General features: G+C 71.5%; 19 protein-coding genes. 12 read left to right on the top strand and 7 right to left on the bottom strand.

What is annotated here, in order from left to right:
* Positions 1 to 153: 153 nt before the first annotated feature.
* Positions 154 to 546, top strand: coding sequence for a peptidase inhibitor family I36 protein (locus EAO71_RS12830; protein ID WP_147977842.1), 393 nt, complete (start codon positions 154 to 156; stop codon positions 544 to 546).
* Here EAO71_RS12830 and EAO71_RS12825 read toward each other — a convergent pair.
* Together EAO71_RS12825 and aceE are read right to left on the bottom strand one after the other, a co-directional pair.
* Entirely contained in the window at positions 527 to 1,291 is a 765-nt protein-coding gene (locus tag EAO71_RS12825) for a potassium channel family protein (protein ID WP_147977841.1), read from the bottom strand. The genes EAO71_RS12830 and EAO71_RS12825 overlap by 20 nt on opposite strands.
* Before the next feature lie 119 nt (positions 1,292 to 1,410).
* On the bottom strand, positions 1,411 to 4,143 hold the full coding sequence (aceE, locus tag EAO71_RS12820) for a pyruvate dehydrogenase (acetyl-transferring), homodimeric type (protein ID WP_147977840.1): 2,733 nt from the start codon (positions 4,141 to 4,143) through the stop codon (positions 1,411 to 1,413).
* A 400-nt stretch (positions 4,144 to 4,543) separates the two neighbouring features.
* Here aceE and EAO71_RS12810 point away from each other — a divergent pair, with 400 nt between their 5' ends.
* The 6 genes from EAO71_RS12810 to EAO71_RS12785 all read left to right on the top strand — a co-directional run bounded on the left by EAO71_RS12810 (position 4,544) and on the right by EAO71_RS12785 (position 9,013).
* Complete coding sequence (locus EAO71_RS12810) at positions 4,544 to 4,966, top strand: DUF3052 domain-containing protein (RefSeq protein WP_147977839.1); 423 nt, start codon at positions 4,544 to 4,546, stop codon at positions 4,964 to 4,966.
* Positions 4,967 to 5,064: 98 nt separating this feature from the next.
* A complete protein-coding gene (locus EAO71_RS12805) occupies positions 5,065 to 5,523 on the top strand; it encodes a peroxiredoxin (RefSeq protein WP_147977838.1) in 459 nt (152 codons plus the stop codon).
* 172 nt (positions 5,524 to 5,695) lie between these two features.
* The gene (locus tag EAO71_RS12800) at positions 5,696 to 6,271 is read left to right on the top strand and encodes a TerD family protein (protein WP_147977837.1); all 576 of its coding nucleotides are present in this window, start codon (positions 5,696 to 5,698) and stop codon (positions 6,269 to 6,271) included.
* 136 nt (positions 6,272 to 6,407) lie between these two features.
* Positions 6,408 to 6,983 (top strand): TerD family protein, encoded by a 576-nt coding sequence (locus tag EAO71_RS12795; RefSeq protein WP_147977836.1) that lies wholly within the window; start codon positions 6,408 to 6,410, stop codon positions 6,981 to 6,983.
* Between the two features lie 30 nt (positions 6,984 to 7,013).
* On the top strand, positions 7,014 to 8,162 hold the full coding sequence (locus EAO71_RS12790) for a DUF475 domain-containing protein (protein ID WP_147977835.1): 1,149 nt from the start codon (positions 7,014 to 7,016) through the stop codon (positions 8,160 to 8,162).
* Positions 8,163 to 8,275: 113 nt separating this feature from the next.
* Positions 8,276 to 9,013 carry a TerD family protein gene (locus EAO71_RS12785; RefSeq protein WP_147977834.1) on the top strand — a complete coding sequence of 246 codons (738 nt, stop codon included), beginning with the start codon at positions 8,276 to 8,278 and terminating at the stop codon, positions 9,011 to 9,013.
* Positions 9,014 to 9,022: 9 nt separating this feature from the next.
* On the opposite strand, the gene EAO71_RS12780 is transcribed toward EAO71_RS12785, so the two are convergent.
* Positions 9,023 to 9,862 carry a TerD family protein gene (locus EAO71_RS12780; protein ID WP_147977833.1) on the bottom strand — a complete coding sequence of 280 codons (840 nt, stop codon included), beginning with the start codon at positions 9,860 to 9,862 and terminating at the stop codon, positions 9,023 to 9,025.
* 187 nt (positions 9,863 to 10,049) lie between these two features.
* Here EAO71_RS12780 and EAO71_RS12775 point away from each other — a divergent pair, with 187 nt between their 5' ends.
* From EAO71_RS12775 to EAO71_RS12765, 3 genes are read left to right on the top strand one after another with little or no spacing between them, the layout of a single operon-like run.
* Positions 10,050 to 11,225: an HpcH/HpaI aldolase/citrate lyase family protein gene (locus tag EAO71_RS12775; RefSeq protein ID WP_147977832.1), complete on the top strand. Its 1,176-nt coding sequence runs from the start codon at positions 10,050 to 10,052 to the stop codon at positions 11,223 to 11,225.
* 18 nt (positions 11,226 to 11,243) lie between these two features.
* Positions 11,244 to 13,775, top strand: coding sequence for a phosphoribosyltransferase (locus tag EAO71_RS12770; RefSeq protein ID WP_187282656.1), 2,532 nt, complete (start codon positions 11,244 to 11,246; stop codon positions 13,773 to 13,775).
* An 11-nt stretch (positions 13,776 to 13,786) separates the two neighbouring features.
* Positions 13,787 to 14,656 carry an HAD family hydrolase gene (locus EAO71_RS12765; RefSeq protein WP_147979270.1) on the top strand — a complete coding sequence of 290 codons (870 nt, stop codon included), beginning with the start codon at positions 13,787 to 13,789 and terminating at the stop codon, positions 14,654 to 14,656.
* Here the strand turns inward: EAO71_RS12765 and EAO71_RS12760 are convergent.
* On the bottom strand, positions 14,619 to 15,236 hold the full coding sequence (locus EAO71_RS12760) for a DedA family protein (protein ID WP_187282655.1): 618 nt from the start codon (positions 15,234 to 15,236) through the stop codon (positions 14,619 to 14,621). The two genes, EAO71_RS12765 and EAO71_RS12760, sit on opposite strands and share 38 nt — an antisense overlap.
* A gap of 110 nt (positions 15,237 to 15,346) precedes the next feature.
* Between EAO71_RS12760 and EAO71_RS12755 the strand changes: the two genes are divergently transcribed.
* Together EAO71_RS12755 and EAO71_RS12750 are read left to right on the top strand one after the other, a co-directional pair.
* Entirely contained in the window at positions 15,347 to 16,501 is a 1,155-nt protein-coding gene (locus tag EAO71_RS12755; protein ID WP_147977829.1) for a sensor histidine kinase, read from the top strand.
* Entirely contained in the window at positions 16,492 to 17,148 is a 657-nt protein-coding gene (locus EAO71_RS12750; protein WP_187282654.1) for a response regulator transcription factor, read from the top strand. Before EAO71_RS12755 ends, EAO71_RS12750 begins: the two co-directional genes overlap by 10 nt.
* 60 nt (positions 17,149 to 17,208) lie before the next feature.
* Here EAO71_RS12750 and EAO71_RS12745 read toward each other — a convergent pair whose 3' ends face one another.
* The 3 genes from EAO71_RS12745 to EAO71_RS12735 form a co-directional block, all read right to left on the bottom strand.
* A complete protein-coding gene (locus EAO71_RS12745) occupies positions 17,209 to 17,424 on the bottom strand; it encodes an FmdB family zinc ribbon protein (RefSeq protein ID WP_147977828.1) in 216 nt (71 codons plus the stop codon).
* Positions 17,425 to 17,472: 48 nt separating this feature from the next.
* The gene (locus tag EAO71_RS12740; protein WP_261992113.1) at positions 17,473 to 18,774 is read right to left on the bottom strand and encodes a hypothetical protein; all 1,302 of its coding nucleotides are present in this window, start codon (positions 18,772 to 18,774) and stop codon (positions 17,473 to 17,475) included.
* A gap of 173 nt (positions 18,775 to 18,947) precedes the next feature.
* Positions 18,948 to 19,715, bottom strand: coding sequence for a DUF4097 family beta strand repeat-containing protein (locus tag EAO71_RS12735; RefSeq protein ID WP_147977827.1), 768 nt, complete (start codon positions 19,713 to 19,715; stop codon positions 18,948 to 18,950).
* Positions 19,716 to 19,770 lie beyond the last annotated feature (55 nt).

Below are 19,770 nucleotides of genomic sequence, written 5' to 3'. Positions count from 1 at the left end.
CGTGGTCCGTCCGGCGGGCGCCCCCCGGGCCGGCACCCGCCGGGCGGGGCCGTCACCCGTCCGGGTGGACCTGTTCGGCCCCCCTTCCCAAGCGGAGAGTCACTGCCGCAGAGTTGCGGTTACAGAGAGTGACGACATCGGGGGTTCAGCATCATGCGTACGAAGACCGTTCTCACCGTTGCCGCCCTGGCGGCGGCCACCCTGCTCACCGCCCTGCCCGCGGCCACGGCCGGTGCCGTGACCGCCGCGGCACCGGGGCCGCGGCTCGGCGCCTGCGGGCCCGGCCAGCTCTGCCTCTGGCCCAAGACCGACTTCCGCGGCAGGGCCGTGACCCGCGAGCTGTCCGACACCGACATCGACAGCTGCGTCCCGCTCCCGGCCGGGACGACCGCCCAGGCCCTCGCCAACCGCACCGGGCGGCCGGTCACCACCTACCAGTCGGCGGAGTGCGCGGAGACAGGCGCCTTCGAGACCTATCCGGGCGGTGGCACCTGGGTGCCGCAGTCGCCCCACCAGGTGCGGGCCTTCAAGATCTGGGAGCGGTAGCGGTGTCCCCCTGCGGCGGCACCCCGGTCGGCGCCGTCAGGCGTGCGACCTCGGCCCGCAGCTCCTTCACCTCGCGCGTCAGCGCTTCGAGCAGCTCGGTCTGGCGGCGCTCGACCTCGTCGTCCCGGTCGAAGCGCGAGATGAACCAGGCGGCGATGTTGGCGGTCACCACACCGAGCAGCGCGATCCCGGAGAGCATCAGACCCACGGCGAGGATCCGGCCCAGTCCCGTCGTCGGCGCGTGGTCCCCGTAGCCCACGGTCGTCATCGTGGTGAACGACCACCAGACGGCGTCGCCGAGGGTCTTGATGTTGCCGTTCGGCGCGTCGCGCTCCACGTGCAGGACGGCCAGCGAGCCGAACATCATCAGCCCGACCACCGCGCCCGCCACGTACGTGGTGAGCGTTATCTGCGGGGCCATCCGGGCCCGCCGGCCCACCAGGAGGAGCGTGGAGACCAGACGCAGCAGCCGCAGCGGCTGCACGAGCGGCAGCAGTACCGCCAGCAGGTCCAGCGGATGGCCGCGGACGAACGCCCACTTGGCCGGTGCGAGGGCCAGGCGGACGAGGTAGTCCAGCGCGAAGGCGACCCAGACCACCCACTCGGTCAGCGAGCAGACCGAGTGGACCCACGGGTCCGCGTCGGGCAGCACGATCCGTACGGCGTAGGCGATGCCGAACGCCACCGCGAGCGCCAGCAGCGGCGCCTGGGTCCGCGCCTCCCAGTGTTCCCTCATGCGAGGCATCGTAGGGAACGCCGAAGGGCGGCGGGACCATCGGTCCCACCGCCCCTCACCAGGCGTGACGCTTACCTCGCGGCCATCCGGTCAGGTGCCCGGCGAGGAGGCTCCGGACGGACAGGCTCCTAGGCGTCGCCGCCGGCGGCGCCCGGGTCCGCCGCCGCCACGTCGAGCAGCTGGTAGCGGTCCACGGCCTGCTTCAGTACCGAACGGTCGACCTTGCCGTCACGGGCCAGCTCGGTGAGGACCGCCAGCACGATCGACTGGGCGTCGATGTGGAAGTAGCGGCGGGCCGCACCGCGCGTGTCCGCGAAGCCGAAGCCGTCCGCGCCCAGCGAGGTGTAGGCGCCCGGGACCCAGCGGGAGATCTGGTCGGGGACGGAGCGCATCCAGTCCGAGACCGCCACGAAGGGACCCTGGGCACCGGAGAGCTTCCGCGTCACGTACGGGACGCGCTGCTCCTCGTCGGGGTGGAGCAGGTTGTGCCGGTCGACGTCCACGGCCTCGCGGCGCAGCTCGTTCCAGGACGTCGCCGACCAGACGTCGGCCCGCACGTTCCACTCCTCGGCGAGGATCCGCTGCGCCTCGACCGCCCACGGCACCGCGACACCGGAGGCCATGATCTGCGCGGGGATCGAACCGGTCTCGCCGCGGGCGTGGAGGTGGATGCCCTTGAGGATGCCCTCGACGTCCACGTCCGCCGGCTCCGCGGGGTGCTGGATCGGCTCGTTGTAGACGGTGAGGTAGTAGAAGACGTCCTCGGCGTCGGGGCCGTACATCCGGCGCAGGCCGTCCTTGACGATGTGCGCGATCTCGTAGCCGAAGGCCGGGTCGTAGGCGACGCAGCCCGGGTTCGTCGAGGCGAGCAGCTGCGAGTGGCCGTCCGCGTGCTGCAGGCCCTCGCCGGTCAGGGTCGTGCGGCCGGCGGTCGCGCCGAGCACGAAGCCGCGCGCGAGCTGGTCGGCCATCTGCCAGAACTGGTCGCCGGTCCGCTGGAAGCCGAACATCGAGTAGAAGACGTAGACCGGGATCAGCGGCTCGCCGTGCGTCGCGTACGCCGAACCCGCGGCGATCAGCGAGGCGGTGCAGCCCGCCTCGGAGATGCCGTCGTGCAGCATCTGGCCGGTCGGAGACTCCTTGTACGCCAGGAGCAGCTCGCGGTCCACGGCCTCGTACTGCTGGCCCAGCGGGTTGTAGATCTTGGCGCTCGGGAAGAACGCGTCCATGCCGAAGGTGCGGTACTCGTCGGGGGCGATCAGCACGAAGCGCTTGCCGATCTCCTTGTCCCGCATGAGGTCCTTCAGGATGCGGACGAAGGCCATCGTGGTGGCGATCGACTGCTGCCCCGAGCCCTTCTTGGCCGCCGCGTAGGCGGTGTCCTCGGGCAGGGCCAGGGGCTTCGCCCGCACGACCCGGGTCGGGACGTACCCGCCCAGCGCCTTGCGGCGGTCGTGCATGTACTGGATCTCCTCCGAGTCGCGACCCGGGTGGTAGTACGGCGGGTAGCCCTCGTCCAGCTGCTTGTCCGTGATGGGGATGTGCAGCCGGTCGCGGAAGCGCTTGAGGTCGTCGACCGTCAGCTTCTTCATCTGGTGGGTCGCGTTGCGGCCCTCGAAGTTCGGGCCGAGCGTCCAGCCCTTGACCGTCTGCGCCAGCACCACGGTCGGCTGGCCCTTGTGGGCCTTGGCCGCCGCGAAGGCCGCGAAGATCTTGCGGTGGTCGTGCCCGCCGCGGCCCAGGTGGAGGATCTGCTGGTCCGACATGTTCTCGACCATCGAGCGCAGCCGCTGGTCGTCGCCGAAGAAGTGGTCGCGGATGTACGCGCCGGTCTCCGTCGCGTACGTCTGGAACTGGCCGTCCGGCGTCGAGTTCAGCTTGTTCACCAGGATGCCGTCGCGGTCCTGCGCGAGCAGCGGGTCCCAGGAGCGGTCCCAGACCAGCTTGATGACGTTCCAGCCGGCGCCCCGGAACTGCGACTCCAGCTCCTGGATGATCTTGCCGTTGCCGCGTACCGGCCCGTCCAGGCGCTGGAGGTTGCAGTTGACGACGAAGGTCAGGTTGTCCAGGCCCTCGCGGGCGGCGATGGACAGCTGGCCGAGCGACTCCGGCTCGTCCATCTCGCCGTCGCCGAGGAAGGCCCAGACGTGCGACTTGGAGGTGTCGGCGATGCCGCGCGCCTCCATGTACCGGTTCATCCGGGCCTGGTAGATCGCGCCGAGGGGGCCGAGGCCCATCGAGACGGTCGGGAACTCCCAGAAGTCCGGCATCAGCCGCGGGTGCGGGTAGGAGGACAGGCCGTTCGGGTACTTCGACTTCTCCTGGCGGAAGGCGTCGAGCTGCGTCTCGTTCAGCCGGTCGAGGAGGTAGGCGCGGGCGTAGATGCCGGGGGAGGCGTGGCCCTGGAAGAAGATCTGGTCGCCGCCGTCGCCCTCGTCCTTGCCCCGGAAGAAGTGGTTGAAGCCGACGTCGTACAGCGAGGCCGAGGAGGCGAAGGTGGCGATGTGGCCGCCGACCCCGATGCCCGGGCGCTGGGCGCGCGAGACCATCACGGCCGCGTTCCACCGGGTCGCGTTGAGGACCTTGCGCTCGATCTCCTCGTTGCCGGGGAAGAAGGGCTCGTCCCGGGTGGCGATCGTGTTCACGTAGTCCGTGCTGCGCATCTCGGGCACGGCGACACGCTTCTCGCGCGCCCGCTCGATCAGGCGGAGCATCAGGTAGCGGGCCCGCTCCCGGCCCCGCTCGTCGACGGCGGCGTCGAGGGAGTCGAGCCATTCCTGGGTCTCTTCGGGATCGAAGTCCGGGACCTGGCTGGGAAGGCCGCCAATGATGATCGGGTTGCGATCGGATCCGGAAGCCACGCTGTTCCTTCGCTGTTCGGTGGAGCCCACGGGGAGGCCGGGAAGTCCATCGTGTACCCCGTCGGTGTCAAACGTCATCTCTACCGAGGGGTAACCCCCGTGGGGCGCCTGGTCGGGTCAAATCGCAACCTTACGCCCATCCCGCGCATGCGTTTCGTCCGCGCGTTCGGCAGACTGAAGCCGCACGAGACCACAAACCAGGGCGAAGAGTGTGTGCCGTGTCACGGAGCGGAGTGGATCCGGCCCGGAAGTTGCGGCGAGACGGCCCCAAACGTCACCGTTTCGGCGGTCTCGACGGCCGGGTACTTGCGCGATCCGCCCAGCCCGTGTGGACTACGGCCAGCGCCGCGCGTACGCGCGTGGCCGAAGCATTTTCCGATACATGATCAGGAGGCAAGCCGTGAGCGCGACCGCGGACCACGCGGAGGAGCGGACCAACCCGGCAGCGAGGCTGGGGTTCGAGCCCGGACAGGTGGTCCAGGAGATCGGTTACGACGAAGACGTCGACTTCGATCTCCGTGAAGGCATCGAGTCCATCATCGGGTCGGACCTTGTGGACGAGGACTACGACGACGTCGCCGACGCCGTCGTGCTCTGGTTCCGCGACGAGGACGGAGACCTCACCGACGCACTGGTGGACACCATCGGTCTTCTGGAGGACGGCGGCGTGATCTGGCTGCTGACGCCGAAGACCGGCCGCGACGGCTACATCGAGCCGAGCGACATCAGCGATGCCGCGCAGACCGCCGGTCTCTCCCAGACCAAGAGCGTCAGCGTCGCCAAGGACTGGGCGGGAAGCCGCCTGGTGGCGCCCAAGCGCTGACCCCACAGCAGCAGGGACCCCCGCCGGCACCGCCGGCGGGGGTCCCTTGCGTAGGCTGGTGCCTCACCTGTTCGGTCCAGTGGAGGGACGCGTACGTCATGGCGATCGAGGTCGGCACCAAGGCCCCCGAGTTCGAGCTCAAGGACAACCACGGCCGCACCGTCCGGCTCTCGGACTACCAGGGCGAGAAGAACGTCGTCCTGCTCTTCTACCCCTTCGCCTTCACCGGGGTCTGCACCGGCGAGCTGTGCGAGCTGCGCGACAACCTGCCGAAGTTCGTCAACGACGACACCCAGCTGCTCGCCGTCTCCAACGACTCCATCCACACCCTGCGCATCTTCGCCGAGCAGGAGGGCCTGGAGTACCCGCTCCTCTCCGACTTCTGGAAGCACGGCGAGGCTTCCCGCGCCTACGGCGTCTTCGACGAGGAGAAGGGCTGCGCCGTGCGCGGCACCTTCATCATCGACAAGGACGGCGTGGTCCGCTGGAGCGTCGTCAACGCTCTGCCGGACGCCCGCGACCTGAACGACTACCTCAAGGCCCTCGACACCCTCTGAGGCCCGCCGGTCCACCGGACGGCACCCCCGGCCGGCCCCGCGGCCGTCGACACCTGTGGAACATCGGGGCGAATCGCCTGTCCAGGCCGGGAACCCGTCACTAGGATCCACTCGTTGATCCGATGCCAACGCACGACGGGGGCGCTGCCCCTGGAAACCAATGGAGGGACTCGTGGGAGTCAGCCTCAGCAAGGGCGGCAACGTCTCGCTGACCAAGGAGGCCCCTGGCCTGACCGACGTCACCGTCGGTCTCGGCTGGGACGTCCGCACCACCACCGGTACGGACTTCGACCTCGACGCCAGCGCCATTCTGGTCAGCGCGGAGGGCAAGGTCCGCAACGACCAGGACTTCGTGTTCTTCAACAACCTGAAGAGCGCGGACGGCTCGGTCGAGCACACCGGTGACAACCTCACCGGTGAGGGCGAGGGTGACGACGAGCAGGTCAAGGTCAACCTGGCCGGCGTCCCCGCCGATGTCGCCAAGATCGTCTTCCCGGTGTCGATCTACGACGCCGAGAACCGCCAGCAGTCCTTCGGCCAGGTGCGCAACGCGTTCATCCGCGTCGTGAACCAGGCCGGCGGCGCCGAGATCGCCCGCTACGACCTCTCCGAGGACGCCTCGACGGAGACCGCCATGGTCTTCGGCGAGCTGTACCGCAACGGGGCGGAGTGGAAGTTCCGCGCGGTCGGCCAGGGCTACGCGTCCGGCCTCCGCGGCATCGCCCAGGACTTCGGCGTCAACGTCTGAGCCACGCACCGACTCCGTCCGGCGCCGCACTCTCCGTGCGGCGCCGGACGTGCCTCATCGGCCGTACGCGCGTCACCGGCCGGTCGCGCGCGCACGGGCCCGCACGCAGCAGTTCTCACCGGGGAGGAACCACATCATGGGCGTCACGCTCGCCAAGGGAGGCAACGTCTCCCTGTCCAAGGCCGCACCCAACCTGACCCAGGTGCTGGTCGGCCTCGGCTGGGACGCGCGCTCCACCACCGGAGCGCCCTTCGACCTCGACGCCAGCGCGCTGCTGTGCCAGGCGGGTCGCGTGCTCGGGGACGAGTTCTTCGTCTTCTACAACAACCTGAAGAGCCCCGAGGGCTCCGTCGAACACACCGGCGACAACCTCACCGGCGAGGGTGACGGCGACGACGAGTCGCTGATCGTCGACCTCAACCGGGTGCCGGCCCACTGCGACAAGATCGTCTTTCCGGTCTCGATCCACGACGCCGACAATCGGGGCCAGACATTCGGCCAGGTCGGCAATGCCTTCATCCGCGTGGTGAATCAGGCCGACGGCCAGGAACTCGCCCGCTACGACCTCTCCGAGGACGCCTCGACGGAGACCGCGATGATCTTCGGCGAGCTGTACCGCTACGGGGGCGAGTGGAAGTTCCGGGCGGTGGGACAGGGGTACGCGTCCGGGCTCCGGGGCATCGCTCTAGACTTCGGGGTCAACGTTTCGTAAAGCCGCGTACATAACACGATGGGGTAGCCAGTGGTTCTGAAAACCTTCGGCTGGTCGTTTGCCATTACGGCGCTCGGCCTGGTCGCAGCGGTGCTCTACGGGGGGTGGGAAGCGTTCGGGATCGTCGCGATCCTCTGCGTCCTCGAGATCTCGCTGTCCTTCGACAATGCGGTGGTCAACGCCGGAATCCTGAAGAAGATGAATGCCTTCTGGCAGAAGATCTTCCTCACCATCGGTGTCCTCATCGCCGTCTTCGGCATGCGGCTGGTCTTCCCCGTCGTGATCGTCGCCATCAGCGCCAAGATCGGGCCCATAGAGGCCGTCGACCTGGCACTCAACGATGCCGACCGCTACCAGGAGCTCGTGACCGACGCGCACCCGTCGATCGCGGCCTTCGGTGGCATGTTCCTGCTGATGATCTTCCTCGACTTCATCTTCGAGGACCGTGACATCCAGTGGCTGCGCTGGATCGAGCGTCCGCTCGCCAAGCTGGGCAAGGTCGACATGCTGTCGGTCTGCATCGCCCTCATCGTCCTGCTGATCAGCTCGATGACCGTCGCGACCCACGCCCACCAGCACGGTGGCGCGCACGTCGACAAGGCGCAGACCGTCCTCATCTCCGGTATCGCCGGTCTGATCACCTACCTCGTGGTCGGCGGTCTCTCCGGCTACTTCGAGAACAAGCTCGAGGAGGAGGAAGAGCGCGAGCACGAGGCGGAGGAGGAGGCCAAGCGCAGCGGCAAGAACGCCTCGGCCGTACAGCTGGCCGGCAAGGCCGCCTTCTTCATGTTCCTCTACCTCGAGGTCCTCGACGCGTCGTTCTCGTTCGACGGCGTCATCGGCGCCTTCGCCATCACCAACGACATCGTCCTCATGGCGCTCGGCCTCGGCGTCGGCGCCATGTACGTCCGTTCGCTCACGGTCTACCTGGTCCGCCAGGGCACCCTGGACGACTACGTCTACCTGGAGCACGGCGCCCACTACGCCATCGGCGCGCTCGCCGTTCTCCTCATGGTCACCATCCAGTACGAGATCCCCGAGGTCGTCACCGGCCTCATCGGTGTCGCGCTGATCGGCTGGTCCTTCTGGTCCTCCGTCCGCCGCAACAAGGCGATCGCGGCGGCCGAGGGAAACGCTGACGCCTCGGACGACAAGACCGAGGTGTCGTCCGGGGTGTGACACCCCCGGCAACGAGGAACGCTTCACTGCGGGGCGGCCGGTGCACCCGGCCGCCCCGTCGCGTGTCCCCGCCGTGCCGGCGGGGACCAGTCACGAGTGGGGGGTGGGGACGCATGGCCTTCTGGGACGGCCTGTTTCCGGGCAGGACGGCGCAGTTCGACTCGGGCAGCGCCTCGACCAACGCGATCGAGCTGACCAAGCGCCGTCCGGCGGTCTCGCTCACCAAGCAGGGCGCGGCCACCGGCAACCTCCGGGTCAACCTCTCCTGGCGGATGCGCACCTCGGACATCGAGGGCCGCTCCCGGCAGAGCGGCCGGCTGCTGCGCCACCCCTCGAAGCTCTTCAAGCCCGAGGTCGTCCAGGCGCACACCCAGGGCGTGGTCAACGTCGACCTGGACCTCGGCTGCATGTACGAGCTCGCGGACGGCAGCAAGGGCGTCGTACAGCCGCTGGGAGGCTTCTACGGCTCGCTGAACTCGCCGCCGTACGTGAACCTCAGCGGCGACGACCGGTTCGGCGGCTCGTCCGGCGAGACGATCTTCGTCAACCTCGACCACCGGGACGCGATCAAGCGGCTGCTGTTCTTCGTCTACATCTACGACCAGACGCCCGCCTTCGACCGCACGCACGCGAAGGTGACGCTCTACCCGAGCAACGGCCCGCGGGTCGAGATCGAACTCGACGAGCGCGCCCCGCAGGCCCGCTCCTGCGCCGTCTTCACGGTGGAGCGGGTCAAGGAGGAACTCGTCGTCCGGCGCGAGGTCAAGTTCGTCTACGGCTTCCAGGCCGAACTGGACCGGCTGTACGGCTGGGGCCTGCAGTGGGGACGCGGCTACAAGACCAAGGCGTGACCCGTGGCCTTACGGACGGACGAACTGCGGGCCCATCGGAGGCATCCGGAAGTTGGGGTCGGGGGCGGGCGCGGCGGCCGCCGCGGGCTGCGGGTAGCCGTACGCGGGCTGCGGCGAGGCCGGCTGCGGGTAGCCGTAAGCGGGTCCGGTGCCCTCGCCGGCCTGCGGGTAGCCGTAGGCCGGGGGAGCGGACGGCCGGGGCGGTACGGCGACCGGGGCCGGCGACGGGCCGGGCACGTGCGCCACGGTCGCGTCGAGGTCCCGCCCGGGGGCCGGGTCCTGCGCGGGCGCCCCTGCCTCGTCCACGGCCTCGTCGACCGAGATCCCGAAGTCGGTGGCGAGCCCCACGAGACCCGTCGGGTAGCCCTGTCCCACCGCGCGGAACTTCCACGCGTCGCCGCGCCGGTACAGCTCGCCGCAGATGATCGCGGTCTCCTCGCCGGTCTCCGCCGTCACGTCGAAGACGGCGAGCGGGTCCTGCTCCGACGAGACCGCGTCGTACACCAGGATCCGCAGGTCACGGACGGAACGGAAGGTGTCGCCGTCCGAGGAGGCGGCGATCACCACCTGGTCGACCGAGGGGTCGAGCCCGCCGAGATCGGCCTCCACCGTGTCGGTCAGACCCTCGGCCACCCGCTTCTTCGGCAGCCGCCGCACCAGGCCCGAAGGGTGGCGCGGCTGGTTGTAGAAGACGAAGTCCTCGTCGGACCGTACCCGCCCGTCGGCGCCGAGGAGCAGGGCCGAGGCATCCACGTCGGGGACCCCGGGGCCCGGGGTCCAGCGGAGCACGGCCCGTACGGCCGCGGTGTCGAGAGGGACGTTGGAGCCCTTCAGCATCGCGTGCGTCATGGGCGTCATCCTGCCTTCCCGGCCCGGCCAGGGACAACGCGGGGGCCGTACCGATCCGGGGGAGATGCAGTGGATGCGGATGAGTTACCTGGATTTCATGCGCGAAGGGAACTAAGGACACCCGCACCTACGTACTATTACCGGCCACATGTCTTCAGGGCCCGCAGCAGCAGTCGGGGGAGTTATCTTGCGTCATTTCGGGCACATCCCGTCCGCCGCGCGGGCAGGGCTGTTCCACCAGGAGCCGGCCGAGTTCACGGCCGACTCGCCCGCGAACATCCTCGCCGTCGCCCTGGGCGCCACCCTCTACAGCCCGGCCACCCGGCCGCGCCTCGCCGACGACGTGCGCAAACAGGCCGCCCGCGGGGTCGTCTCCATGGTGCTCTGCCTGGAGGACTCCATCGCGGACGCCGACGTCGAGGCCGCCGAGGCCAACCTCGTCGAGCAGTTCGCCCAGCTCGCCGCCGGCGGGACCGGCGCGCCGCAGGACCTGCCCCTGCTCTTCATCCGGGTCCGCGAGCCCGGCCAGATCCCCGATCTGACCGCCCGCCTCGGCGACACCGTCCGCCTGCTCTCCGGCTTCGTCCTGCCGAAGTTCGACGAGCCCCGCGGGCGCGCGTTCCTCGACGCCCTCGGCGTCGCCGAGGCCGCCTGCGGACGGCGACTTTTCGCCATGCCCGTCCTCGAGTCGCCCGAGCTGCTGCACCTGGAGACCCGCGCCGCCACCCTCGCGGGCATCGCCACGCTCGTGAACCAGCACCGCGACCGCGTCCTGGCCCTGCGCCTCGGCGTCACCGACTTCTGCTCCGCGTACGGACTGCGCCGCTCGCCCGACATGACGGCCTACGACGTCCAGCTCGTCGCCCACGTCATCGCCGACGTCGTCAACGTCCTCGGCCGGTCCGACGGCACCGGTTTCACGATCACCGGCCCCGTCTGGGAGTACTTCCGGCTCGGCGAGCGCATGTTCAAGCCCCAGCTGCGCCGCAGCCCCTTCCTGGAGGGTCGCGCCGAGGACCTGCGCACCGCCCTCATCGAGCACGACCTCGACGGACTGCTGCGCGAGATCGAGCTCGACCGGGCCAACGGCCTGCTCGGAAAGACCTGCATCCACCCCACCCACGTGAGCCCGGTGCACGCACTCTCCGTGGTCAGCCACGAGGAGTTCAGTGACGCCCAGGACATCCTGCGTCCCGAGCGGGGCGGCGGCGGGGTGCTGCGGTCCGCATATACGAACAAAATGAATGAAGTGAAGCCGCATCGCGCGTGGGCCGAGCGCACCCTCCTGCGCGCCGAGGTGTTCGGCGTCGCCAAGGAGGACGTCGGCTTCGTGGATCTGCTCACCGCCGGACTGTCCGGCTGACGGAAGGTGAACCAAGACGTGGTGTGGTCGGGAACGTGGGTCGCAGAGCGGCTCGGCGTCGAACTGAACGGCGACGAGCAGCTTCCGGGCCTCCTTGGCCTCGCACTGCGCCGCAACCCCAGACGAGCCCATCTGCTCGTCTCCAACGTGCTGGGCAAGCACGTGCCCCAGCGCCCCTCCGTGGTCCGCGACGCCGGCCACGCCCTGGGCGTACGGGTACGCGACCTGCTCGGCGACGAGGACGCGGCGCGCGCCGTCGTCCTCGGCTACGCGGAGACCGCGACCGGCCTCGGCCACAGCGTCGCCGACGGCCTGGGCCTCGCTCCCTACCTCCACTCCACCCGCCGGCCGGTGGACGGAGTCGCCCCCGCCGGCGGCTTCGAGGAGTCCCACTCGCACGCCACCTCGCACCTGCTCCTTCCCGAGGACCCCAAGCTGCTCGCCGGCGACGGACCCCTGGTCCTCGTCGACGACGAGTTCTCCACCGGCAACACCGTCCTCAACACCATCCGCGACCTGCACGCGCGCTACCCGCGCGACCGCTACGTGATCGTCGCCCTCGTCGACATGCGCACCCCCGCCGACCGCGACCGGCTCACCGCCTTCGCCGCCGAGATCGGCGCCCGCGTGGACCTCCTGACCTTCGTCGTCAACTGCAACCTCCAGCGCCTGGACGGGCCGGTACGCGGCAACGGCAAGATCATCCAGGAGCTGGAGTCGCAGTTCCGGGGCGCCGGCTGGAACGTCATCAAGCTGGTCTGGGACCGCTCCTGGGACCCGCTGCTCGCGCAGGAAGCCGTTGCGTCCGCCGCCTCCCGCGTCGTCCTGGACTGGCCCGAGGGCGTCCCGGACGGCGGCCGCCACGGCTTCACCCCCGAGCACCGCGCCCGCCTGGAGGCCGCGCTGCCCGCCCTGGCCGCCCAGGTCGCCGAGGCGCTGCCCCAGGGCCCCGGCGCGCCGGYGCCCGACGCGACCGGCCGGACGGCCCCGCGGCCCCGTGTGCTCGTCCTCGGCTTCGAGGAGCTCATGTACGCCCCGCTGCGGCTCGGCACCGAACTCGAGCGGGCCGGACACGACGTCGCGTACTCCACCACCACCCGCTCGCCCGTCCTCGCCGTCGACGACCCCGGCTACGCCATCCGCACCCGGCTCGTCTTCCCGGCCCACGACGCCCCCGCCGACGGACCCGGCGAGCGCTACGCCTACAACGTCGCGGGTGCCGGCTTCGACGCCGTCGTCGCCGTCGTCGACTCCGTCGCCGACACCCCCGACCTGCACGCCCCCGACGGCCTGCTGGCCCAGCTCGCCGCCCACGTCCCGCACGTGGTCCTGGCCGTCGTCCCCTCGTACGTCCCCGCTCCCGCCACCGAAGCTCCCGAAAGGAGCTCCATGCTGCCCGAGCCCCTCCGCGGCCCCGCCTTCTCCTCGTACGCCCCCGAGGAGGTCGGCTGGCTGCTGCAGGACCTCTCGGACGTCGATCTCGAGGCCCCGACCGAGGAGCGCGAGGAGGCCATCCAGAGCGGCGGCGCCCACTACGCCGAGTCGCTGCCCGTCGAGTACCAGCCCAGCGCCCGGTACCAGGAGCTGTTCCAGGCGGCCCTGGAGACCTCCGCCGCCCGGATCGCCCGCGCCGTCGGCACCGTCACCGAGACCGTGCTCGCCGAACGCGCCGGCACCCCCGTCCTCGTCTCGCTCGCCCGCGCCGGCACCCCCGTCGGCGTCCTCATGCGCCGCTGGGCCCAGGCCCGCCACGGCCTCGACCTGCCGCACTACGCCGTCTCCATCGTCCGCGGCCGCGGCATCGACACCAACGCGCTGCGCTGGCTCGCCGCCCACCACGACCCCGCCGACGTCGTCTTCGTCGACGGCTGGACCGGCAAGGGCGCCATCACCCGCGAACTCGCCGAGGCCCTGGACGCCCACCGGGAGAAGCACGGCGGCCCGGCCTTCGACCCGGAGATCGCGGTCCTCGCCGACCCCGGCTCCTGCGTGCGCACCTACGGCACCCGCGAGGACTTCCTCATCCCCTCCGCGTGCCTCAACTCCACCGTCTCCGGCCTCATATCGCGCACCGTGCTGCGCGCCGACCTGGTCGGCCCCGACGACTTCCACGGCGGGAAGTTCTACCGCGAACTGGCCGGCGCCGATGTGTCGAACGACTTCCTGGACGCCGTCACCGTACGCTTCGACGAGGTCGCCGACTCCGTCGACGCCGAGGTCAAGGAGCTGCTGAGCGCCGACCGGACCCCCACCTGGGAGGGCTGGGCAGCCGTCGAGCGGATCAGCGAGGAGTACGGCATCCACGACGTCAACCTGGTCAAGCCGGGTGTCGGCGAGACCACCCGGGTCCTGCTGCGCCGCGTCCCCTGGAAGATCCTCGCCCAGCGCGGCGCCGGCGCCGACCTCGCCCACGTGCGCCTGCTCGCCGAACAGCGCGGGGTGCCCGTCGAGGAGGTCGACGAACTCCCCTACACCTGCGTGGGACTGATCCACCCTCAGTACACGCGGGGCGCCACCGGCGCCGACGGGAAGGCGGTGGTCTCCCAGTGAGCGCCACCATCATGGTCGCCAGCGACCTCGACCGGACCCTCATCTACTCCACGGCCGCCCTCGCCCTCGGCATGCCCGACGCGCAGGCGCCCCGGCTGCTCAGCATCGAGGTGCACGAGAGCAAGCCGCTGTCCTTCATGACGGAGGACGCCGCCGTACTCCTGGAGGAACTGGCCACCGAGGCCGTCTTCGTCCCCACCACGACCCGCACGCGCAAGCAGTACCAGCGCATCCAACTCCCCGGCCCCGCGCCGAAGTACGCGATCTGCGCCAACGGCGGCCACATCCTCGTCGACGGCGTCAGCGACCCCGACTGGCACGCGGCCGTCGTGCGCCGGCTCGCCGACGAGTGCGCGCCGCTCGCCGAGATCCGCGCCTACTTCACCGCCACCACCGACCTCTCCTGGGTGCGCAAGCACCGGGTCGCCGAAGACCTCTTCGCCTACCTCGTCGTCGAGCGGGAGCGCCTGCCCGACGAGTGGCTCCGGCGCTTCGGCGAGTGGGCCGACGCCCGCGGCTGGACCGTCTCGCTCCAGGGCCGCAAGGTCTACGCCGTGCCCAAGCCGCTCACCAAGAGCGCCGCGATGCACGAGGTCGCCCGCCGCGCCGGCGCCACCCTCACCCTGGCCGCCGGCGACTCCCTCCTCGACGCCGACCTGCTCCTCGCCGCGGACCGCGCCTGGCGCCCCGGCCACGGCGAACTCGCCGACACGCAGTGGACCGCACCCCACCTCGACGCCCTCGGCGAGCGGGGCGTCGCCGCCGGCGAGGAGATCCTGCGCCGCCTCCTCGCGGCGGTACGGGCCCACCGCTCGACCGTGCCCCCGCAGACCGTCACCTCGCTCAACGGTTCCCCCGCCGCACTCCCCGACCGGGCCTGAGCAACCGCAGCCCCAGGAACCACAGCACCGCGCCCGCCGCGACCACGAGCACCGCCTTCGAGTAGACCGACACGTACCCGGTGACCTCCTCCCAGTTGTCACCGAGGACGTAACCGGCCGACACGAAGGCGGTGTTCCACAACGCGCTGCCGAGCGCCGTGAGGACGAGGAACACCGGCAGCGGCATCCGCTCGACGCCCGCGGGAACCGACACCAGACTGCGGAAGATCGGCACCATCCGGCCGAAGAACACCGCCTTGGTGCCGTGCCGCAGGAACCACGCCTCCGTGCGCTCGATGTCCGCGACCTTCACCAGCGGCAGCCTCGCCGCGATCGCGAGGGTCCGCTCCCGGCCGAACAGCGCCCCCACCCCGTACAGCGCCAGCGCGCCGACGACCGAACCGAGCGTCGTCCACAGCAGCGCGGCGGTCAGGTCCATCCGCCCGCTCGCCGAGGCGAACCCCGCCAGCGGCAGGATCACCTCGCTCGGAATCGGCGGGAACAGGTTCTCCAGCGCGACGGCGATGCCCGCACCCGGGGCGCCGAGCGTCTCCATGAGGTCGTTGATCCAGGTCTCCATGGCTTCCACGCTAGAAATCCGGCGTCCGCCGCGGACTGATGGAGACCGCATGACAAGGTGTGGATGACCGCAGTGCGCGCACCCGCGGGCTGCGGCTAGCGTGACCGATCATGAGCACTCTCGCCGGGTACACCGCGCGCCTGCTGCGGACGGCCGTAGGGCTCGCCCTCGGCGCCGCCACCGCCGTGGCCGAACTCCTCGGCCTGGTCGCCACCGTCGTCGCCCTGCTGCCCGTCCTGCCCTGGCCGCGCGGCCGGCGCGCCGTCCTGCGCCGCGCGGCCACCGCCGCCCGCGGTCTCGTCGCCCTGGAACGGCGACGCCTCGACCGCTTCCTCGACGTCCGGCTCCCCAGCGGCCAGGACGACGCGGCCGCCCTCCGCTACCTCTGCGCCCGCTGGACGCTCGGAGTCCTCGGCGGCGTCGTCCTCGTCTGCGCCGGCTACGGGATCGGGTTCGGCACCTTCGTCCTCTGGGGCTGGCTGGTCACCGACATCGCCTTCCCCGGACTGGTCGCCCTCGGCAGCCTCGGAGGACTCTTCCTGCTCTTCCTCTCCGTCCAGGGCGCCGTCGGAGTCGCCTCCCTGGAAGGCCAGTTGGCCCGCCGCTTCCTCGGACCCAGCCTCGCCGAGGCGCTGGAGGCACGGATCGCCCAACTCGCCACCAGCCGCGCGGAGGTCATGGACGCCGTGCACGACGAGCGCCGCCGCATCGAGCGCGACCTCCACGACGGGGTGCAGCAGCGGCTCGTCGCCCTCGGCATGCTCCTCGGCCGGGCCCGCCGACTGCGCGGCCGCGATCCGGAAGGCGCCGACGCACTGCTCCTCCAGGCCCACGACGAGAGCCGGCGCGCCCTGGCCGAACTCCGCGAGGTGGCCTGGCGGGTCTACCCGGCCGTGCTGGACGAGTCGGGCCTGCGGGCCGCCCTGGAGACGGTCGCGGAACGCGGCCCGCTTCCGGTCGGCCTCGTCTACGAGGTGCCGCGGCAGCTGCCGAGAGCGGTCGAGACGGTCGCCTACTTCGTCGTCTCGGAGGCCGTCACCAATGTCGCCAAGCATGCGGGGGCGACCCGCATCGACATCCATGTCTCGCTGGAGGAGAAGGAGTTGAACGTGCGCGTGAGCGACGACGGAACCGGTGGGGCCGACGCCTCCGGCAGCGGCCTGGCCGGCCTCGCGAGCCGGGCGGCGGCCCTGGACGGACGACTCGCGGTCGACAGCCCCGTCGGCGGCCCGACGGTCATCAGGGCGGAGCTGCCGTGCGTGTGATCCTCGCGGAGGACTCGACCCTGCTGCGCGAGGGGCTCGTACGGCTCCTGGTGGAGGAGGGCCACGAGGTCACGGCGGCCGTCGGCAACGCGGTCGAACTCCTCGCGGCGGTCCGGGCGGACCCGCCCGACGTGGTCGTCGCCGACGTCCGGATGCCCCCGACCCACACCGACGAGGGCCTGCGGGCGGCCCTGGAGATCCGGCGGAGCAGCCCCGAGGTCGGGGTGCTCGTGCTCTCGCAGTACGTGGAGCGGCGGTACGCGACCGAGCTCCTCACCGGCGAAACGGGCGCGGTCGGATACCTGCTCAAGGACCGGGTGGCGCAGGTCGACGAGTTCCTGGACGCCCTGGAACGGGTGGGGGAGGGCCGCACCGCCTTCGACCCGGAGGTCGTCCGCCGCCTGCTCGTCCGCTCCTCCCACACCGACCCGCTGTCCCGCCTGACCCCGCGCGAGGGCGAGGTGCTGGCGGCGATGGCACAGGGACACACGAACGCCACGATCGCGGCCCGCCTGCACGTGTCGCAGAGCGCCGTGGAGAAACACATCAACGCGATCTTCGACAAGCTGGAGCTGACCGGCCGGGGCGAAGCCGGCGAGGGCTACAGCAAGCGGGTACTCGCGGTCCTGCGGTACCTCGGCAGCTGAGGACCCGGCTCGGCCGGAGCCGCGCGGTGCCCCGGCCGGGACGGTCGGGCGCCCGCGCGGTCAGCCGCAGCAGCCGCCACCGCAGCAGCCGCCCCCACCCCCGCCGGCGGGCGCGCCGCCGCCCTTCGCGGTGCCGCCGACGGCGACGGCCGAAAGCAGCTTGACGGTGTCGTCGTGCCCGTCGGGGCAGGAGGCGGGAGCGGACGACTCGGCCATCGGCCGGTTCAGTTCGAACGTGTCGCCGCAGGTCCGGCAGCGGTATTCATAGCGAGGCATGCGCCCAGGCTAGCGGGCGCCACCACCCCGGCACACCGTGCGAGGCCCCTAATGGTGGCCGGCGCCCCGCTCCTCACGGATCTGTTCGACGACGCGCGCGGCGGTCGCGCGGACGGCCTCCAGCTCGGTCAGGAAGTGCCAGTAGTCGGGGTGCCGCCCGCTGTCCAGAGCATCGACGGCACGGTCGAGCCGGCCCACGGCGTCGTCGAGCGGTCGGGCGTGCCGCGGGTCGGGGGTGCTGCGGCCGTCCATGGCCAGGCGCTGGGCGTCGCGCACCGCGAACCGCGTGCGGTCGATCTCCTGCTTCGGGTCCTTGGCGACCGCGTCGAGCCTCCGCAGCCGGTCACCGGCGGCGGACACGGCCTCGTCGGTGCTGTTCAGCAGGGCCCGGGCGGTGGTGAGGAGACTGGTGGCATCCGGCCAGCGCTGCTCGGCCCGGGCCGCCGCGGCCTCCCCCAGCTTCTCCTCGGCCTGCCGCACGGTCTCGGCGGCCTGCTCGGGAACGTGCTGGAGGTCCTGCCAGCAGGCGGCCGAGAAACGGCGCCGGAGTTCCGAGAGGACCGGCTCGACGGCCCCGGTCCGGGTGGTGAGGGCCTGGGCGCGGGTACGCAGCGACACCAGGCGCTTGTCCGTCTCGGCGGCCCGCTCGGGCAGCCGCTCGGCCTCGGTGCGGACCGCCTCCGCGTCCCGCAGGACACGGTCGGCCCGCTGCAGGGTCTCGGCGACGCCGTGCCGGCCGGCGCCCTCGTTGAGCCGGGTGAGCTCCGGCCCGAGGGCCGCGAGCCGGGCGGCGAGGTCGTCGGCACGGAGCCCGGACTCCCGTACCGCGTCGAGCGCGGTGCTCGCGCCCCGCAGCGCCTGCCGGGCCCGCTCGATCGCGGGCGCGAGCCGGGCCAGCTGCGTCTCGGCCTTGTCCAGCAGCGGCCCGAGGCCCTGCTCGAAGCGTTCCAGCTCCCCCTTGACCCGTACGAGCTCGTCCTTGGCGCGGGTCAGCTCGCCGCGGGCCCGGTCGGCGGTGGCCGCGTCCAGCTCGTCCCTGTCGAGATCATGGGCGTCGACGGCCGTGATGTAGGCGTGGCTCACCTCGTCGATCCGCCGGCTCAGCGCGCCGAACTCCTCGACGGCGCGGCGCGCGCCGGGCGAGTCGTCGACAGCCGTGATGGTCTCGATCGAGATCCGCAGATCGCGCTGGGCGGTGTCGAGTTCGTAGAACGCGGCGGCGGCGGCGTCCTTCGCGGCCTGCGCCTCCGCCCGCTGACTCTCCCCGCGCCCGCCGAACCAGCGCCGCGTGCCGCCACCGGCGAAGGCGCCGGGCAGCAGGGCGAGACCCAGCAGCGGCAGCGCCACCATGAGCCGCAGCGCGCCGCGGCCCGCCCCCGCACCCGCGGAGGCCGCCGGGGGCTCCCCGGATACGGCACGCGTCGCACTGCCCCTCGTGTGAGTCGCCGCCACTCCCACTCCCGTGTCCGCCGTGTCCGGTTCGGTTCATTCTCCCACCGGGTAAGGACGAACACACGGGCCGGTCAGTTCACCGCACGGACGGTGACTTCTCCGTTGTCGCTGCGCGCGGTCACCACGTGCCCGCCGCCCTTCCCGGTCGGCACGCCGATCCGGACGTCGCCGTTGTCGCTCCGACCGTCCACGTCGTAGGTGGCACGGGGCAGCGCGATGTCGATGCTGCCGTTGTCGGTGACGGCCTCGACCCGCCGCGGCACGGCGCCCAGCGTGAGCCGCACGTCGCCGTTGTCGGTGCGCGCGGCGACGTCGGTGGAGGCGGAGGAGTCCTCGACGACGACGTTGCCGTTGCCGCTCCCCAGGTCGAGCGCGCCGGTGGCGCGGCGGACGACGACGTCACCGTTGTCGGACCGGATCTTCAGCGGGGTGGCGAAGCCCGCGGCGGTCACCCGGCCGTTGTCGTCCTCCACGGTCACCGAGACACCGCGCGGCACCTGGATGCGGTGGACGGCCCCGCAGCTGGACGCGAGCGCGTCGCACTCCAGCCGCAGGGTGAGCCGGCCGTCGGCCATCCGCCAGGTCGCGTCGGGTCCGTCGCCCATGAACACCCACCCGTCGACCTGCCGGCTGACGCGGACGTCCTCGACGTCGGCGGGCACGATCTCCAGGTCGGAGTTGTCGGAGTCGATGGTGAGGGTCGTCCCGGACAGGGCGAAGCTCTTCGACTCCACGGGCGCCCCCTCGACGTCCGCGGACCCGCACCCGGCCACCCCGAGAGCGACGACGACGGCCCCGCCGGAGGCGAGGAGCATGCGGATGCGGCGACGAGCGGCCATGACGATCGAACCCCCAGGTGAAGCGCTGACTGTCCCCCGACACTAGGACGCCCCA

Source organism: Streptomyces sp. MS191 (genome assembly GCF_008042125.1).
Lineage (GTDB): Bacteria > Actinomycetota > Actinomycetes > Streptomycetales > Streptomycetaceae > Streptomyces.
The sequence above is the reverse complement of the archived record's forward strand: the minus strand, read 5'-3'. Positions and strand labels throughout refer to the sequence as shown.

Bases quoted from the DNA above. Each gene is read 5' to 3' on its own strand.
- EAO71_RS12805 (WP_147977838.1), top strand. From the start codon at position 5,065: ATGGCGATCGAGGTCGGCACCAAGGCCCCCGAGTTCGAGCTCAAGGAC.
- EAO71_RS12795 (WP_147977836.1), top strand. From the start codon at position 6,408: ATGGGCGTCACGCTCGCCAAGGGAGGCAACGTCTCCCTGTCCAAGGCC.
- EAO71_RS12735 (WP_147977827.1), bottom strand. From the start codon at position 19,715: ATGGCCGCTCGTCGCCGCATCCGCATGCTCCTCGCCTCCGGCGGGGCC.
- EAO71_RS12765 (WP_147979270.1), top strand. From the start codon at position 13,787: ATGGTCGCCAGCGACCTCGACCGGACCCTCATCTACTCCACGGCCGCC.
- EAO71_RS12760 (WP_187282655.1), bottom strand. From the start codon at position 15,236: ATGGAGACCTGGATCAACGACCTCATGGAGACGCTCGGCGCCCCGGGT.
- EAO71_RS12785 (WP_147977834.1), top strand. From the start codon at position 8,276: ATGGCCTTCTGGGACGGCCTGTTTCCGGGCAGGACGGCGCAGTTCGAC.
- EAO71_RS12740 (WP_261992113.1), bottom strand. From the start codon at position 18,774: ATGGTGGCGCTGCCGCTGCTGGGTCTCGCCCTGCTGCCCGGCGCCTTC.
- EAO71_RS12745 (WP_147977828.1), bottom strand. From the start codon at position 17,424: ATGCCTCGCTATGAATACCGCTGCCGGACCTGCGGCGACACGTTCGAA.
- EAO71_RS12830 (WP_147977842.1), top strand. From the start codon at position 154: ATGCGTACGAAGACCGTTCTCACCGTTGCCGCCCTGGCGGCGGCCACC.
- EAO71_RS12780 (WP_147977833.1), bottom strand. From the start codon at position 9,862: ATGACGCACGCGATGCTGAAGGGCTCCAACGTCCCTCTCGACACCGCG.
- EAO71_RS12755 (WP_147977829.1), top strand. From the start codon at position 15,347: ATGAGCACTCTCGCCGGGTACACCGCGCGCCTGCTGCGGACGGCCGTA.
- EAO71_RS12825 (WP_147977841.1), bottom strand. From the start codon at position 1,291: ATGCCTCGCATGAGGGAACACTGGGAGGCGCGGACCCAGGCGCCGCTG.